This window comes from Williamsia sp. DF01-3 (assembly GCF_023051145.1).
Classification (GTDB): Bacteria; Actinomycetota; Actinomycetes; order Mycobacteriales; family Mycobacteriaceae; genus Williamsia.
This window is the reverse complement of sequence record NZ_JALKFS010000005.1, coordinates 1,554,631-1,570,195: the sequence shown is the minus strand read 5'-3', so window position 1 is coordinate 1,570,195 and position 15,565 is coordinate 1,554,631. Positions and strand designations below refer to the sequence as shown.

Sequence of the window (15,565 nt, the reverse complement as noted above, 5' to 3'; positions counted from 1 at the left end):
CGAGGTGCTGATGCCCTACTCAACGAGCCTAAACGCAACCGCACCGGGCCAATATTTTTGCCACCAGCTCTATGCCGATTACGTCGCCTCACAACAACTGCACACCCAGAGTCAGCAGCAGTACCTCAAACGCACCACCCGACGAACCACTGTCGAAATCGCCCAACACGCAGTCCTACAATATCTCCACGGGCCCGCGCCATCGTCTATCGAAGATAGCCCCGCTTTCCAGGACTTCTGCTCACACCTCGCCGCGCGCCTGGCCGAAGTTGACCAGCATCAGCTGAGTTCTCCACAGATTCACCACGGTTACGTAGACCAGCTGCGTCCGCCTGTAATTCACCCGCCGTCACTCGAACACCCGACATCACTTCCCAGGGGAGCGTTCTGGACTGCAGACGTAATCGACCACGACACCGACACCTGGAGCCTCTACGAAGGTGATCTCCTCCTAGGCGACCGCCATGTGTTCCACTTCTCTGCAGCCGATGTCAATGTCGCAGTGATCGATTCGCCCAGGAGCTGGGGAGCACTTGTGCACGAGTTCCCGGCCATGCTGTCAGGCACCATCGTCCCCGACTGGCCCGCCGCCGCCAGAAAGTATGACGCTGTCTACCTGACCATCACCGGCCTGCTGACCGCGCACCCGCCCAACCTGCCACCAAACGTTGCCGGGGTTGCCGAGTGGTCAACCGTCTCTACAGCCTGGCTCAAACTGCCTGAATCAGCAGAACTAGCTACGTAGCAACTCGAACAACCGCTACCAACGATCAACCAGGACGCAGCCTGACATGACGATGAATCGGCGCATTGATAGCAGCACAATACATTTCGTCACCAATGATGAAATTCAGAGAGCCTGTCAACACGGGGCGTTCCATCGCCCACGCTGGACGGCCATGACTACCAGGGCGCCGACTGAGTCGCCGGTGGTGAACAGTTCAAACGAGGCGATCGAACGGATGGGAGTCTGGGCCAGCGCCTCGACACGAAAGTCCGGCCACCGCGCCTCGGTCACCAGGTTGCTGACGAAATAACTGTCGTGCCCGATCGCCGCATCAAAGCAAGGGCCCTGCCGGAGCTTTGCCTGGATGGAATCGAGCGTGCGCGCATGCTCATGGGTGGCGACCGGGGTGGCAACCTCATCGCGGCGCGCCACCACGGTGATTCCGGCGTATTGAGCTCCGGCGATATGCACGACTGCGTTGGAGACCAGTTCGTCGAAAGCGGTCACCGAACTCTCCGGCAGATGTTCATTCATCTCCCGTGCCAGCGCAGCGATCTGCTTATACACGTCACTGTGATCACTGCCCACGCTTCGAGCCTTCCGCTGACCGAATCCAACGATGAGACTAACTGTATTCGATCGTCGACGCCGCGACCGGCTTAGTTAGCGAAATCAAACTATCTCCGGGACCCCCTCAGACACTTCGTTCGCCCCGTTGGCGCAGCCCTCAAGTCTGTTGTATGCCGCGTTTGACTCATAGCCGCTACCGATCCGCGCTGCGGAGGTTGGCAGACCTCCACGCCGTCACTACCGACGGGCTACACACGCGATCGGAAAACGAGGGCTGACCAAGTTTGAGACAACGTGTAACGGATAGCTCTCTGGGTGCTATATCTGTGTGACGCCGGTTCCGGTCTGGTTGTGGTGCAGTTGCACACCGGCCTGCACCAGCGGCCCGGTCGCCGCCCAATCCTGGGCGCCTTGGCCGCGGTCGAGGACACCGCGGAGCCGGGTCAATTCTGGTGCCAGCCGGATCATGGTGTCGTCGATACCTGAGGACTGGGAGAAGGTGAACATCGCGAAGTCGACACTGGTCGCCGCTTTGAGCATCTGTTTCATGATTTCCATTTCCGGCCCGTGCCGGGGGCAAACAACGGTTTGACCCGCACGGTGCCGAGCGTAAACTCCTGCGGCCGCGGCTCGACTCGTTCCCGCAACGCCCCGAACGTGCCCGCACGCATCCGTTCGAACTCCACCCCATACTGCGCGGCGGCTCGTTTGCCCCGCAAGATCAGCACATGGTTGAGGTTGTTGCCGCGCACCGACCCCGAGCTCTCAGTGTTCATGCCGGTGTCGGTGAGGGTGAAGTTCGTCGACCCGGTCAGGACCGCAGCACTGGCCTCCCCGGCGTCGCGGACCACGAACTTTTGGTGGAAGATCTCCGGGTTCAGATCGGTGATGACGTCGATACCGGCACGCAGCAACGCTGCATAGATCACCCGGTTGTCCTCGTTGCCGCCGCCGGCGGTCCATGGATCGGTCTGTGGGGGTTTCTCGACCAGGTAGTCACCTTCGAGGATGACCCGGACCCGCACACCAGCGGCTTTCGCGGCGACTATTGCCTCGGCGATCGAGCGAGAATCCAACTCCTGCACCGCGATCGCCAGCGAGTGCTTCGCCCCGGCAATGAACTCCCGGATGACCGCATCCACATCGTCGGGCCCACCCAGTACCGGTGGACCCATGAACAGCTCAATTCCCCTACCGCAATCCCCACGACCCAGTCCCCCTCCGTGTGTCGGTATCGCACCGTACGAGTCAGCCTCCACCCCCAATTGTCATCGCGCAACCAGACCCGTAACTATTGCCGCGCGGGCGTACGCGGCAGCAACCCCCGCTGAAATGATGGCGATATCCAGCGACGGCCGTCATCCACCGGGTGCCGAAAATGATTGTCAGGTCGGCTGGCTGTCGACGTGTCGCGCGGATGGGAGAAGATGGGGAGGTGAGTGAGGCGGGTCTGACACCGGATGGGTACGGCGATCTTCTTGCCCAGCTCAAAGCGCACGTGCGTGGTGCTCGCCTCAAGGCCACTCGGGCGGTCAACACCGAATTGTTGGTGTTGTACTGGAACATTGGCCGTGCGATCCTCGACCGCCAGGACGCCCAGGGGTGGGGCACCAAAGTGGTCGAACGCCTCGCCGCCGACCTGCGGGCCGAGTTCCCGGATATGCGGGGGTTTTCCCGCAGCAACCTGCACTACATGCGCACCGCCGCCGGCAGTTGGTCGCGGGAGGCATTTGTCCAACAGCCTGTTGGACAACTTCCGTGGGGCCACATCACCACCCTCATCGACAAACTCGACGACCCGGCCCTGCGGGATTGGTATGCCGCTGCTGCGGTCGATCATGGCTGGTCCCGGGCAGTGTTGACCCATCAGATCCGCACCCAACTCGACCGCCGGGTCGGTGCGGCACCAACGAACTTTAACGAGCATCTACCACCAGGCGATTCGGACCTGGCCCATCAACTGGTCCGCGACCCGTACGTGTTCGACTTCCTCGACATCAATGAACGCGTCGCGGAACGCGAACTCGAAGCCGCACTGATGAGCCGGCTCCAACGTTTCCTCCTCGAACTCGGCCACGGATTCGCCTTCGCCGGCCGCCAATACCACTTCACCGCAGGCGGCGACGACTTCTATATCGACCTGCTGTTCTTCAACTGGATCCAGTCACGATTCGTCGTCGTCGAACTCAAAGTCGGCAAGTTCGAACCCGAATACCTCGGGAAACTCGGCTTCTACGTGTCCTGGGTGGATGACAATCTGCGCGACCACACCCAGCACGCCCCCACCATCGGGATCCTGCTCTGCGCCGGCCGCAACGACCAGGTCGTGCGGTACTCCCTGGCCGGAACCACCGCCCCACTGGCAGTGGCCGACTACACCTACGACACCCTGCCCGCCCCGGTCCGCGAGCTCGTCCCCACCGACGACGACCTCGCCACCGCCGTCGCCGAAACCATCACTAACCTCGACTCGCACACCTAACCAGCCGCCCGACGCGCCCCGGCCAAGCACATTAGACGTTCGCGACGACGTGTGAAGAACATCGCGTCGTCGACATCGTCAGCGCCACAACCCGTTTGCTGAACCCATACCGACAACACCTGGCCCCAGCCGGCTTGCGCCCGGCTGCTTAGCTAGCGTCGTTGTAGGCGTCGACGATCGCGTTCGGGATGCGGCCGCGGTCTGACACTTCATACCCGTTGGCGCGTGCCCACTCCCGAATTGCTGCCAGTTGCGCCTTGTCGGTACGCGGCGCCGAGACAGCAGCGGCCTGCCTGCTGGTGGAACGTTTCTGTCGGCCACCGATCTTGGTGGCCTTGTCGATCCATTTACCCATGTCTTTGTTGAACTTCTCGGCCGAGTTAGCGCCCAGGTCGAGGGAGTAGTCCACACCATTGACAGTGAACATTGCCACCGTCACCTCGGCGGGGTCGAGATCCGAACCGTCAAAATCGTCGGTGATCTGTTCGATGGTCGTGCGTGCCACAATGCCTACCTCAAGTCTTGATAATCGCGCTCCACTCCCGAGTGGGCGGAACGTCTCTTCCTTTCCCGAACATACCGGCCGCGGCGCCACAGCCGCGCACTCGTTCAAAAAATGCCGCCGATGGTGCTACGCGGCTTTACTCTCCCGCCATGCTAGTGGCGCCCCTTTGTGGCGGGACTCGGGTGCCATCACGAGATAGCTAGAGCGCCAATTGCCCTGTGGCGATATCGAACTCGACACCGGTGAGCGGCGCGTCACCATCGTTATATCCCCGCAACAGCCCACGCCACTGAAAGCTCACCGACGACGACAACGCCAATCCCTCTCCGTGGACGCCACGTCTGAGACGCCCGAACCTCACACGGCTCTAGCCCGACTTGCGCGCATTCACCTTTGAACACGTAGACAGGGAAAGCCATGCCCTGCAGGCGAAAAATCTAAGCGCGACATCACACACCCAGGCGTCACTACCACCTCACTCGTAGCAGCGCCCACCGCGTCCACGCAATGGTGTTGTCTTTCAGACAATCTGGGAGAGGAGGTGTTCGGTGCGCGCCAGGAGCTCAGCGGTTTGCTGGTCGAGGGCGGTGAAGATGTCGTCGAGGTCGCCCAGGTCAGCTGTAGCGCGGTGGCGCGCGGAAACCCCGTCGTCGTAGGTGTCGGGCAGATCAACGACAGGCATTGCGGGGCTATCGTTTTCGGTGGGCGTGGCGTGGCGATCGGCCAGTGTTTGTGCCCACAGTCCGCGGTCGGTGACGGGTCTGCCGCTCGCGCGTAGGTGGGTGTGCAGGATCGCCGAGACCGCCCGCGGTGACAGGCCGGTGGTGGTGTCGCCGATGGGTGCAGTCGGGTTGCCCCACCGATCGAACGCTGGCAACAACACAGCGTCGGAATCGGCAGGTTCATAGGCGACGAGGCTGGGTGCGGGTGGTCGGGCGGGGGCCTGATGGAGAACCGGTGCCCAGGACAAGGGTGAGGGTCGGCGGAGGGTGAGGTCTCGGAGCAGGGCCCAGCGTGTCCAGACCGCGTACAGCCCATATCGATCATCGAGATTGGGTGCGGCGGTGATGTGGTGGTGTCGGCCAATGTGCACAGTGCCGTCGACGGGGTCGACGGCGATGTCTCCGCACCGCAACTCCCCCACCTCCCCGACTGGGACACCCAACTGGCAGACCAGGGTGAGGATGAGGGCGTCGCGGCGGCCGAACAACCCGGCCGGCCACCCATGCGTCGGCAACCGCGTTATCGCCTGTACTGCGTTGTGTTGGTGGCGTTCTCGGGTGGACAGCAGAGCCCGCACCGCGGTGATCGTGCCCGGCGGCGTCCGTCCGGTGAGGCGGTGGGCGGTGTTGATGGCCGAGACCCGGCGGCGCAGCGTGGCCCGCGACAGCCCGGGCTCAAAAGCTAAGTATCGGGCTGTCGTGATCGGCGACGACCCGATTGGGTCAAGGTCAAAGGCGGTGCACCAGTCGATGTAGAGCTGCCAATCCCCGCGGTAGGACCGCGGCAACCGATAAGCCAGCTCGCTGTCAGGCCCAGCGAGCGATGGTTGGTGGCTGGTCATCGGAGTTACATGCCGATGGTGGTGGCGGCGTTCTGGACGTGAATGTTGTTGTCCCGGGCATAGTTCAGCAGCGACTCGACGGATTTGTGGCCGGTCTGCTTCATGATCGTGGTCGGTTCGTGGCCGGTGCGGAACGCTTCGGTCACGAACCCCGCACGCAGACTGTGGGCGCCGTAGCGGGTGATGTCCAGATCCGGGCGGGCCGCCGCCAGGCGTCGGCGGACCAGGGTGTGGATGAGTTGCCCGACCGGTGCGGTGTCGGCGAGGTCACTGGCCGCGGTCACCGACCGAAACAGGTCCGACCCTGCCGGCACCTCCGGAAGCGGGCCGGCGCAGACATGGTGGTCGTGTGGGCGGTCGGCAGCCAGCAGTCGGATCAGCCCGGCCCGCCCTAACCGGTCAAACGCATTGTGGCAGTGCAGCCACCGCACATACGCGCACGGTCCGCACGTCTCCAAATGTTCCCCGGTCGGGAGGGCTTTGCGTTGACCGGTGCCGTCTTGGTCGGTTTTCGATTTGCGGACGGTGATGATCCAGCCGTCGCGGGTCCGCCGGACATCCCCGACTGCGAGTCCGACGATTTCTGAGCGGCGCATCGCACCGGCCCACCCCAGCACCAACGCGGCGGTGTCGCGGCGCTCCCGCAGCTTGGTGCGCCACGTCGTCGCCGAGGCGCGGGCGGTGTGCACCATCGCCCGCAAATCCACCAAATCCAGCGGGTCTTCGGGTTGGCGGGGCCGGCGCCCACTCGCCGCGCCGCGGCGGCGGATTGCTGACAAGGTGCCCGCGACCACTGGACTGAGCCACAACGGTGTCTCATCAGGCGTCGATTGTTGTTGGGGCGCATGGGCTTTGTGGACGAACTTGATCGCCGCTGCCGCGCCCTCGATCGCCGACATCGAATACGCCGCATTCCCGCGGGCGTCCACGGTGTTCTCCAGCGCGAGAAGGTAATCGGCCACCACATGCGGATGTGCCGGCAACGCCCGATGCCCGTGCTGGTCGCAGTACTTTTCGAACACCGCCCACGCCCGCGTGTAGTTCCGGCGCGTGGACGGTGCCCGGGTATCGAGCAGCGAGGTGTCCACCCGCCGCCGCACCTCCGCCGACACCACCAAATCAGGCGCCGGACCAGGAGCAGCGGATGACAGTAACTCCGTCACGCCACAACACCTTTCGGCTCCAGCGCGTCACATGCTCGAGGCCCTCGACGCCGCCGTGCACACGGGGCAACTTCCACAGCGAGTGATGGTGCTCTCGCGCGCTGAGGGACAGCGCTTTTCGCGGCTCGAGTTCGGGCCGACCAAACGGATCCTCGACGACAACTCACTCGACCTCGACGAACTGACGCTGTGGGTGGCCCGGCAACACTCAAGCGCTCACGCGGTGGCCCTGCACTGCGTGACGGTCGTGCAACTCGTCGTCGCCCTCACCGCCCTACGAACTGCAGGTGTACGTACGGGCGATCGGATCGAGCACGCGGCGATGGTGCCGGGCGACATGCTCGACGATCTGGCCGGTCTCGGAATCACCGTGGTGACACAACCCAATTTCGTCGCCGAACGGGGCGAGGAGTACGTCGTCGACGTACCCGCCGCCGAGCAGCACGAGTTGTGGAGGGTCGCAAGCCTGTATCGGGCGGGTGTGCCGGTCGCGGGAAGTACCGATGCGCCCTTCGGCGACCTGGATCCGTGGGCGTCCATGCGCGCGGCCAGAGACCGGCTCACCACATCGGGAACTCTCCTCTCGCCCGACGAACGTGTTTCCGCGGCAACAGCATTGGCGGTGTTCCTCGGCGATCCGCACACTCCGGCACGACCGCGCGACCTGGTCGCGGGAGAACGCGCCGATCTGTGCCTCATGTCCGCCGGGCCCGACGCCGTCCTCGCCGAACTCTCCGCCGAACTGGTTGCGGCCACGGTCATCGACGGACGCGTCCGTCACAGCGTCGACCTATGACGGAGGTACCGTCCGAGAACTCTCACTCACCTCATCGACCAAGCCCCATCGCAGCGCGGTGGCCGTGTCGATCCGGCGCCCGGTCAGGACGAGGTAAGCGGTACGCCAGCGGCCGATCCGCCGAGGAATGCTCACCGTGCCACCGGCACCCGGAACCAACCCCAGGTTCAACTCCGGTAGGCCGAACACCGTATCCGGATGCGCGGCAACAACACCGCAGTAGGCCGCCATCTCCATCCCACTGCCCAGAACAGCGCCATGAACATTAGCCCGACAACGTGCGCCCAATCGATGAGTCAGGGCGTCGAGGAGCAATGCCGGGCTGTGCCGCGTACGGGCGAGGTGGGCGTCGGCGGGATCGGAGAACATCCCGAACTCCGAGAGGTCACCACCGCTGCAGAAGGAGCGGCCCCGACCACTCAACCTCACCGACTCGACCGAAGGGTCCGCCAGTGCCACCGTCAAGCCATCGATTAACCCGGCGCGCAGGGCATTGCTGAAGGCGTTATGACGATCCGAGCGATTGAAGGTGATGTCCATGTCTGAACCATTGCGAGACAACACCACCGCATCATTCTGCTCGTGACGACGCCGCGGACCCTGGGCTGCGAGCCACCCACCGAACTCGGCGCCGGCCTGCAAGGTCGAGTAGGCCAGCGACTCGGCGATCAACCCACCGGAGGTGCTACCGGTAGGCGACCCGGCCCGCAAGACGTCATCGCAGATGGCCGCCGCGACCGGCCGCGCCGCGACCCTGTCGGACAACAAGGTAATGGTCTCGTCGAGGTCCGAGACCGGCACCACCCGTCGATCATCAGACGCCGTGTCGGTCACAGTGAAGGTACTCACATCGAGCCACCGGTCTGCGCTGTCGGAGCGCGGGACGCCACCTCGGCACACACCCACCACCACACCGGGCAGCGACCACTCCCCCACCGCGGGAACAGCCGGATCGATGAGATCGACGACCGTCAAATCACCTGTCACACTGGGCCTCCCCTGATCGAGTGCCGAACAGCCGGACAGTCAGACTACCGGGGCGCTGCTACCGCACCACGGTGCTCATTTTCTATCTGCCCATGACTGGACTCATTTGGAAGGGCGGTAGAACAGGGCCAACTGCGCGGCGGCGGCGGCGATTCCCACACCAGCCGCCAGGGCCGCTGAGGAGTTGCCGCTGAACTTCGGTTCGAGTCCAAGAGCCTTGTCAACACTCCAGGGGCCTGGACCAATGCCCGCAAGAGCCACCGCTCCGACGGCCATGTTCGCGACATACTCCCATCCCTCTGCCGTGATGAAGAACCCGTTCGACAGGTGCACCGAACGAGCGGCCACCGCCATAGTGCCGACAACAGCGGCTGCGGCCACAGGTGTGGCGGCACCTGCGAGGATCGCCGCGCCCGCGCCCACTTCGACGACCGCGCTGGCGCGGGCCTGCGACGTGGGGTGCCGAAAGCCGATCGATTGGAACCAACCGGCAGTACCGTCAAGGGACCTGCCGTGCTTCAGCCCGTGCGCCAATATGGTTCCGCCCACTGCGACGCGGAGCAGCAAGGCGGCACCCGCGGTATCTGAACTGCCTCGAGCCATCGAGCGCACAACCTTCATAAATGGTCCAATCTGCGGAACCTCGCCCGCCTCACTCGTGACCAGCTACTCACAGTCACGTCGGTACGTCTGCGTACACCATACTGACGTAGGAAACTAGGTGTCAGACGTGCCCGGTATTTATGTCGAGTGCCAACCCCGCGGCGAATCCGCGACTTGTCGGCCTACTTGAGACTGAACCCCGCATCCACCTTGATCTCGGTGCCGGTGATCCACTTGGCCTGATTACCCTCTGGACCAGCGAATGCTCAACGAGCGCAGCGCCGGCGTCCGGCGCTCAACCATCACTTAAGACCTGAACATATCGACACTGGCCGCGATGGGAGCCTTTGGCGTTGATGGGGTACCGATGTCGCAGCGATGGCGTCGTACCGCCGTGTCTCACGGACATTCCGATAGGTGCTGAGCAGCTTGCGCTGGTGCCGAATTTCCTGCAAGCCCATGAACGGTCAGCGGGACTACCGCCCAGCCTCATACGCCCTGGTCGGTGTCGACGAGCACGACCGAATCGAGCTGCCCAAGAACCTCCATCAGGTCCTCAAGCGCGTGGTCGAGGCGATGTCGCATGGCCGAGCCGTCACCGCTGGGCTAGAACAACTGAGATGCGCTAGACGTACAGCATCGCGCGCGCACACCGCTCGTCCCATCGCCTATCTGCACAGACCTCGCTGCATAGTCCACGTAAGTAGGGTAATCGCGTGATCAGCTCGGTACCGCATTCTCTGCAAAACAGCGATCTCGCCGTCACCCGCAGCCGCCACTGGTCGGCCAGCCGCCGCAGGCGTTCATTCACGAGAAATGTCCGACGAAAGTAAGTACCGCCCGACATGACGCACCCTGCGGCTCGGCCATCTGGAACACATCGCGAACGCTTACCGTGGACCGGGGGTCGCATCTGCGAGATCGTCCGGGTCGTCGCGGTGCTCGTCGTCGCGTGCGTCAGGGGTGGTCTCTGTCGGACGCTGGTTCGCTGGGATCACTGTATTCTCGAGACTTACCTGGTCGGTCACGTTCTGACTGTTGTCCAAGCCTGACAACGTTCTACCTTTCGTCGTGAGTCGCTGATTCGGGATTCCGAGTTATACCGGTGCCGGAAAGTTCAACATGGTCCGCGCGTTCGTCTCGCAGATCTTTTCGCACTCGTCATCCGGCACATGAACGAGGACTTCTGCTGCACGCTTCCGGCTGTTGGGCCAGTTTGAATCCGAATGCGGGTAGTCGATCTCGAGCATGATGCGATCAATTCCGACTTTGTGGCGGTTCTCGACCCCAAAGTCGTCATCTATGAAACATCCCCAGAAGTGCTCTCGAAACAGGTCCGAGGGGCGGGTATCGAAATCAATCTCCTGATAATGGCGGTGTCGCTCCCAGACGAAGTCCGTCCGCTCTAGGATGTAGGGAATCCACCCGATGCCACCCTCTGCCAGTGAGAACTGAAGCTTCGGATGCTTCTGAAGTACGCCGGAGAACAGAAGATCGATGGTGCTCCACATCAGGTTCGTGGAAAAGGTCGCGATGGCAACTGCGAATGGCGCGTCAGGAAGCGCCATCTCCCCTGCTATCGCTTTGGTCCCCGAAAACGAGAACCCGGGAACGAAACCACCAGAACCGAAGTGGAGTGAGATGACAGTGCCGGTTTCTTCACACGCATGCCAAAAAGGGTCCCAGTGGGAGTTGTGGAAGGACGGCAGTCCCAGCGGTACCGGACTGTCCGGGAACGAGATCGTCCTGGAACCCATCGCAGCAGTGCGCCGTACTTCGGCGGCCGCGAGTTGAGGATCCCAGGTAGGGACGATCGACAGCGGGACGAACCGCGACCGATCTGTAGCGCACCATTCGTCGATATAGAAGTCGTTCCACGCTCGTACACAAAGGAGGGCCAGATCTTTGTCCTGGGCGCGCTGAAAGACTCCTCCACCGAAGCCGGGGAAGGATGGGAAGCACAAGGCGGCCTCGACACCGTCGACGTCCATGTCCTTTAGCCGTGCAGATGGATCGTAACAACCCGGAATCATGTCTTCGTACCGGACTGGATCCATACCCCACTCCTCTGGGGGCTTGCCGGCAACTGCGTTCAATCCCACGGTCGGAAAGGCGGTGCCGTCGTAGTTCCAGACATGGTTGCCGTTCGCCTCGACGATCCGCGGCCCGCGGTCGCGGAACGTTTCCGGCAATCGATCCTGCCAGACGCGGGGGTGTTCGATCAGATGGTCGTCCACGGAGACGATCTTGTGGTGATCCTGAAGCGGCACAACTAATTCCGATCTACTCGGTGTTCCCGACGATGTTCGTCTACGTCGGCGATCTTCGATATAAAGGACAGATCCCGTTTGACTCTTGTCAGACGGTCTTCAGATGAGGAGCACATGCGATGGCAGACCATAGTTCCGATCCCGCGCCTCGCCGCGAGGAGTCCGACGACCACGATCTCCTGACTTACAGCGAGGCGGGGGTGCGTGTTTTTACAGAAGTGACGAATCAGCGGAAGTTGCTTCACGACCTGGACTCGACAGGTGCGCCTGAGGACCAGGTCGTTCTTCGGCTATAAAGGCACACCGCGCCGCAACACCTGAACCGCAGGCCAGGACCGCCCATCAGGCGTCGGCACCTGTCAATACCGGGGGGCCGCCGCCGATGGGTCTGGGTTGGCGATCGGCAGCTTGAGGAATCGACGGGCGTTGTCGCCCATGAAGTCGTACGTTCGACGCTTGTCCATTCCTTCGGCGTACTTCGCAAATCCCCTGGGCTCGGTGAGTCCCTCTGGGTGCGGGTAGTCCGAGCCGAACATGACCTTGTCCCAGCCGACGGTGTTGACCACATCGGAGACCGAGCCTTCCCAGAAGGGGCTGACCCAGATGTTGCGACGGAACACGTCAAGGGGATGTTCGGGAAAGTTCTGCGGCATCTTCTTGTGGACGTCCTCGAGGTCATGGAAGAGCGGATGGATCCACGCAGAACCGTTCTCGACACTCGCGATCTGCAGCTTCGGGAATCGAGTCAATGTTCCGTGACAGATCAAGCTGCCGATCATGTCGGCGATTTCGCGGTGGCCGAGCGCGAGCCAGCGGAAGGAGCTCATCGCCATGAAGTTATTGGTGTTCGGCGGCTCCCACTTGTTGATGTACTCATCGAGTGGCGGCTGGCTGGCGTGCAGCACCACCGGCATGTTGGCGTCCTGCACATCACTCCAGAACGGGTCGAACTCGGGTAGCGCGGGCGAACGCCACCCACGCAGCCCCTTGACCGGGGCCGGCTTGATCAGCACCACCTTCGCACCGTTCTCGACGAGGTACTCGAGTTCACGTCGAGCGTCGTCGACGAGGGCACAGCTGATGACCGGAGTCATGAACAGCCGGTCCTCGTAGGTGAACTGCCAATGCTCGAGCATCCACCGATTCAGCGCGTGGATCATTGCGACCACGAGCTCTGGGTCCTCGGCGGCGGAATGCTCCACCAGATTCGCCAGCGTCGGGTAGACGAGCGCCTCCTGCACGCCCTGACGATCAATCTCCTTGATCCGGTCCACCGGATTGCGCGACGCGGGCGGTGCGTCGATAGCCTCGCCGGTCATCTCGCGCAGCGTCTGTCCTTCGTGATTCTCACCGGCATAGAACTTCTCGTGTGACCCCGGAGCGGCGACACGGTCGAAGGTCGGGTTCGGAATGTACTCGGTGATCTTGTTCATGATGGAGATGCGCGTGCGCTTCCCGACCTGCACGAACTGCACAGCCTCCTTGTACTTCTCTGGCAAATACTTCGTCAGCGCTTCCGGCGTCTCGTACATGTGCGTGTCGGCGTCGAAGATCGGTGCCTCGTTCAGGTGACTCTCGGTCATGGCGTCCTCTCCATCCAGGGTGTGACTCAGGTCTCTGTCACCAGTGTCGCATGAATCTAACAAACTAGTCAACAACTCCTGGTGTTCCGACCCTGTCCCGAAGATGAACGCGGGATCCGAACTCGGTCATAGGCTTCGAGCACCAATTCGAGATCGCGGGATCAGCATCGGGAGCAATCATCCCGCCTGCCTACAATGGGGTCATCGCCGATGTCTGGGTACGGTCGGCAGTCGGGCGGCCGCCGTGAGCCCACATCCGCCGACTGGATAAATGTTAGAATGCCACCCTGCTCAAGATCTCGGCCACGAGCGCGGGCTTCGGGGCATCCTTTATCTCTACGATTTGCTCGACGGTCAGTTGCAGCGACCCGTCCTTGATATCAGCGACATCGGTGAGCGTCGAGAGCAGGCGGATTTGCGCTCCAACGGGAACGGGCGCCGGGAATCTCACTCTGTTGGACCCATAGTTGATGCCCATCTTGGCACCCTCGATGCTGTAGACCTGCGCGCCGAACATCGGCAAAAGCGAGAGGGTCAAATATCCGTGGACGATAGGACCACCGAATGGACTCTCGGCCTGAGCTCTTTCGACGTCCACATGGATCCATTGGTTGTCACCCGTTGCTGCGCCGAACTGGTTCACACGTTCCTGCGTAACCGCCAACCAATCACTGGCACCCAAGGTTTCGCCCACCGCAGCCTTGAGATCGTCGGCCGAACTAAACACCCGCAAGAGCACCGCCTTCGAACAGCCCGATGGCTTTTGCAATCCGCTCCCGGTGAAACGCCGGAGAACCAAATAGCACATCGGAACTCTTCGCACGCTTGAAGTAGAGGTGTGCCTGGTGTTCCCAGGTGAACCCAATACCTCCGTGCATCTGAATACTCTCTGCTGCAACGTGATAGAAAGTGCGCGAGCAATATGTCTTGGCGATCGAAGCCGCAACCGCTACGTCATCGGCACCCGAACTGATCGCGGCAATCGCGTACGCGGCCGCCGATCTGGCCGACTCGAGTTCAACGAGCAAATCGGCGCACCGGTGTTTTATCGCTTGAAACGAGCCGATCGGGCGGCCGAACTGGTGTCGTAACCGGAGATAGTCGATTGTCGAGTCCAATACGGCAGCAGCACCGCCGACCTGCTCTGCGGCAAGAGCCACCAGAGCCCGGTCGTACAGCTCTTTCAGTACGGGCCATCCGTTGCCATCTTTGCCCAGGAGGTCTGCCTGTGTGTCTTCCAGGGTGACTGCCGAATGCCGCCGAGTCATGTCCATCGAGGTGTGTCGATCTACGCCGACACCTGCGGCGTCCGCGTTCACGCCGAACAGCGAGACGCCGGCGTCGGTACGGGCGGCGACTATCAGCAGGCGGGCCTCGAAGCCGTCGAGGACATACGGCTTTGCGCCTGTCAGCCTCCAGCTGGCGCCCGAACGTCGCGCCACAGTCTGGATATCATCCTCTTGCCATTGCGCCTTCTTCTCTGCCACAGCGACAGTCGATATCAACTCGCCTGATGCGATCTGGGGCAGAAAGGTCGCGCAAGCTTGTTCATCGCCGGAAAGCAAGAGCGCACTGGAAGACAGCACGACTGTGGACAGCAACGGAGCCGGAAACAATGTCCGTCCGGCTTCTTCCATCACTACCGCGAGATCGTCGAACCCGAAGCCACCGCCGCCGTACTGCTCGGGAATCGCCAAAGCTTGCACACCAATTTGCTCCGCGAGCGCGGTCCACGCCCTGGGGTCGTAGCCCAAGTCGCCATCCATAACTTTTCGAACGTCGTCCTCACTCGAGAATTTGGCAAGATACGCACGCATTACGTCGCGCAGTGCCTCTTGCTCGGCGGTCGTTGTGAGTGCCATCTCTCTCCTGACCCGCGACGTAGGCGCGAGATCTATATAGTGTAATTCAAGTACCATATCAGAGTGCTTAGCACAGACGTGGCTGGTCAGAGCTCGAGCTCAACCTTTCGCAACTTCCCGTTGGGGTCCAGTCGTGCCTGACGAGTAGAGGAGAAAGCCCTTCCGATTGGTCCGCCATCGAGGCCGGGGGCAGGACGAGTACTCGAAGATCGCCCACCCGGGTGTAGCTGACTCGTCCAGCATTATTCGATAATCGACAACGCCGTCCTCAGGAAACAGAGCTATGCACGATTCTGAGGTCACCAGAACACTCGCGCCCGAATCTGCCGAAATGTATTGTGCCTTCGCAGGCGCCAGATGCGTGTTCACCACCACGTAGTACTGCCCGCTGCGTTGAGCGGCAAAGGTGAGTGCCGTGTGTCTTCAAGGTTCTGGACCGTTCTCCGTTGTGGA

Annotated in this window: 15 protein-coding genes and 1 pseudogene; 3 read left to right on the top strand and 13 right to left on the bottom strand. The window is 62.2% G+C overall.

Translation table 11 applies throughout. From position 1 onward, the window contains the following. Nucleotides 1-10: 10 nt before the first annotated feature. A complete protein-coding gene (locus MVA47_RS09465) occupies nucleotides 11-745 on the top strand; it encodes a hypothetical protein (protein WP_247207620.1) in 735 nt (244 codons plus the stop codon). A gap of 117 nt (nucleotides 746-862) precedes the next feature. Here MVA47_RS09465 and MVA47_RS09460 read toward each other — a convergent pair whose 3' ends face one another. From MVA47_RS09460 to MVA47_RS09450, 3 genes are all read right to left on the bottom strand, one after another. Continuing rightward, entirely contained in the window at nucleotides 863-1,294 is a 432-nt protein-coding gene (locus MVA47_RS09460) for a hypothetical protein (protein ID WP_247207619.1), read from the bottom strand. A gap of 321 nt (nucleotides 1,295-1,615) precedes the next feature. Then, entirely contained in the window at nucleotides 1,616-1,846 is a 231-nt protein-coding gene (locus MVA47_RS09455; protein ID WP_247207618.1) for a hypothetical protein, read from the bottom strand. Beyond that, a complete protein-coding gene (locus MVA47_RS09450) occupies nucleotides 1,843-2,472 on the bottom strand; it encodes a phospholipase D-like domain-containing protein (RefSeq protein ID WP_247207617.1) in 630 nt (209 codons plus the stop codon). Before MVA47_RS09450 ends, MVA47_RS09455 begins: the two co-directional genes overlap by 4 nt. A 242-nt stretch (nucleotides 2,473-2,714) precedes the next feature. Here MVA47_RS09450 and MVA47_RS09445 point away from each other — a divergent pair, with 242 nt between their 5' ends. Continuing rightward, nucleotides 2,715-3,779: a PDDEXK nuclease domain-containing protein gene (locus MVA47_RS09445; protein ID WP_281504699.1), complete on the top strand. Its 1,065-nt coding sequence runs from the start codon at nucleotides 2,715-2,717 to the stop codon at nucleotides 3,777-3,779. A gap of 148 nt (nucleotides 3,780-3,927) precedes the next feature. On the opposite strand, the gene MVA47_RS09440 is transcribed toward MVA47_RS09445, so the two are convergent. The 3 genes from MVA47_RS09440 to MVA47_RS09430 all read right to left on the bottom strand — a co-directional run bounded on the left by MVA47_RS09440 (nucleotide 3,928) and on the right by MVA47_RS09430 (nucleotide 7,011). Next, nucleotides 3,928-4,284 carry an Lsr2 family protein gene (locus MVA47_RS09440; RefSeq protein ID WP_247207615.1) on the bottom strand — a complete coding sequence of 119 codons (357 nt, stop codon included), beginning with the start codon at nucleotides 4,282-4,284 and terminating at the stop codon, nucleotides 3,928-3,930. A 520-nt stretch (nucleotides 4,285-4,804) separates the two neighbouring features. Beyond that, entirely contained in the window at nucleotides 4,805-5,848 is a 1,044-nt protein-coding gene (locus tag MVA47_RS09435) for a hypothetical protein (RefSeq protein ID WP_247207614.1), read from the bottom strand. Nucleotides 5,849-5,853: 5 nt separating this feature from the next. Further along, nucleotides 5,854-7,011, bottom strand: coding sequence for an integrase (locus tag MVA47_RS09430; protein WP_247207613.1), 1,158 nt, complete (start codon nucleotides 7,009-7,011; stop codon nucleotides 5,854-5,856). Nucleotides 7,012-7,042: 31 nt separating this feature from the next. Here MVA47_RS09430 and MVA47_RS09425 point away from each other — a divergent pair, with 31 nt between their 5' ends. Continuing rightward, nucleotides 7,043-7,807: an amidohydrolase family protein gene (locus MVA47_RS09425; protein ID WP_247207612.1), complete on the top strand. Its 765-nt coding sequence runs from the start codon at nucleotides 7,043-7,045 to the stop codon at nucleotides 7,805-7,807. Here MVA47_RS09425 and MVA47_RS09420 read toward each other — a convergent pair. The 7 genes and pseudogenes from MVA47_RS09420 to MVA47_RS27235 all read right to left on the bottom strand — a co-directional run. Continuing rightward, the gene (locus MVA47_RS09420; protein ID WP_374474149.1) at nucleotides 7,802-8,794 is read right to left on the bottom strand and encodes an enoyl-CoA hydratase/isomerase family protein; all 993 of its coding nucleotides are present in this window, start codon (nucleotides 8,792-8,794) and stop codon (nucleotides 7,802-7,804) included. The genes MVA47_RS09425 and MVA47_RS09420 overlap by 6 nt on opposite strands. A 102-nt stretch (nucleotides 8,795-8,896) precedes the next feature. Then, nucleotides 8,897-9,415, bottom strand: a complete 519-nt coding sequence (locus MVA47_RS09415) for a DoxX family protein (RefSeq protein WP_247207611.1) — start codon at nucleotides 9,413-9,415, stop codon at nucleotides 8,897-8,899. 1,079 nt (nucleotides 9,416-10,494) lie between these two features. After that, nucleotides 10,495-11,667 carry an amidohydrolase family protein gene (locus tag MVA47_RS09410; protein WP_247207610.1) on the bottom strand — a complete coding sequence of 391 codons (1,173 nt, stop codon included), beginning with the start codon at nucleotides 11,665-11,667 and terminating at the stop codon, nucleotides 10,495-10,497. Between the two features lie 359 nt (nucleotides 11,668-12,026). Beyond that, nucleotides 12,027-13,250, bottom strand: a complete 1,224-nt coding sequence (locus MVA47_RS09405; RefSeq protein ID WP_247207609.1) for an amidohydrolase family protein — start codon at nucleotides 13,248-13,250, stop codon at nucleotides 12,027-12,029. A 274-nt stretch (nucleotides 13,251-13,524) separates the two neighbouring features. Continuing rightward, on the bottom strand, nucleotides 13,525-13,983 hold the full coding sequence (locus tag MVA47_RS09400) for a MaoC family dehydratase (RefSeq protein WP_247207608.1): 459 nt from the start codon (nucleotides 13,981-13,983) through the stop codon (nucleotides 13,525-13,527). Then, nucleotides 13,970-15,112, bottom strand: a complete 1,143-nt coding sequence (locus MVA47_RS09395) for an acyl-CoA dehydrogenase family protein (RefSeq protein WP_247207607.1) — start codon at nucleotides 15,110-15,112, stop codon at nucleotides 13,970-13,972. The genes MVA47_RS09400 and MVA47_RS09395 overlap by 14 nt, the downstream gene beginning before the upstream one ends. A 99-nt stretch (nucleotides 15,113-15,211) precedes the next feature. Next, nucleotides 15,212-15,517 (bottom strand): annotated as a pseudogene (locus MVA47_RS27235) (AMP-binding protein); the annotation flags it as partial. Nucleotides 15,518-15,565 lie beyond the last annotated feature (48 nt).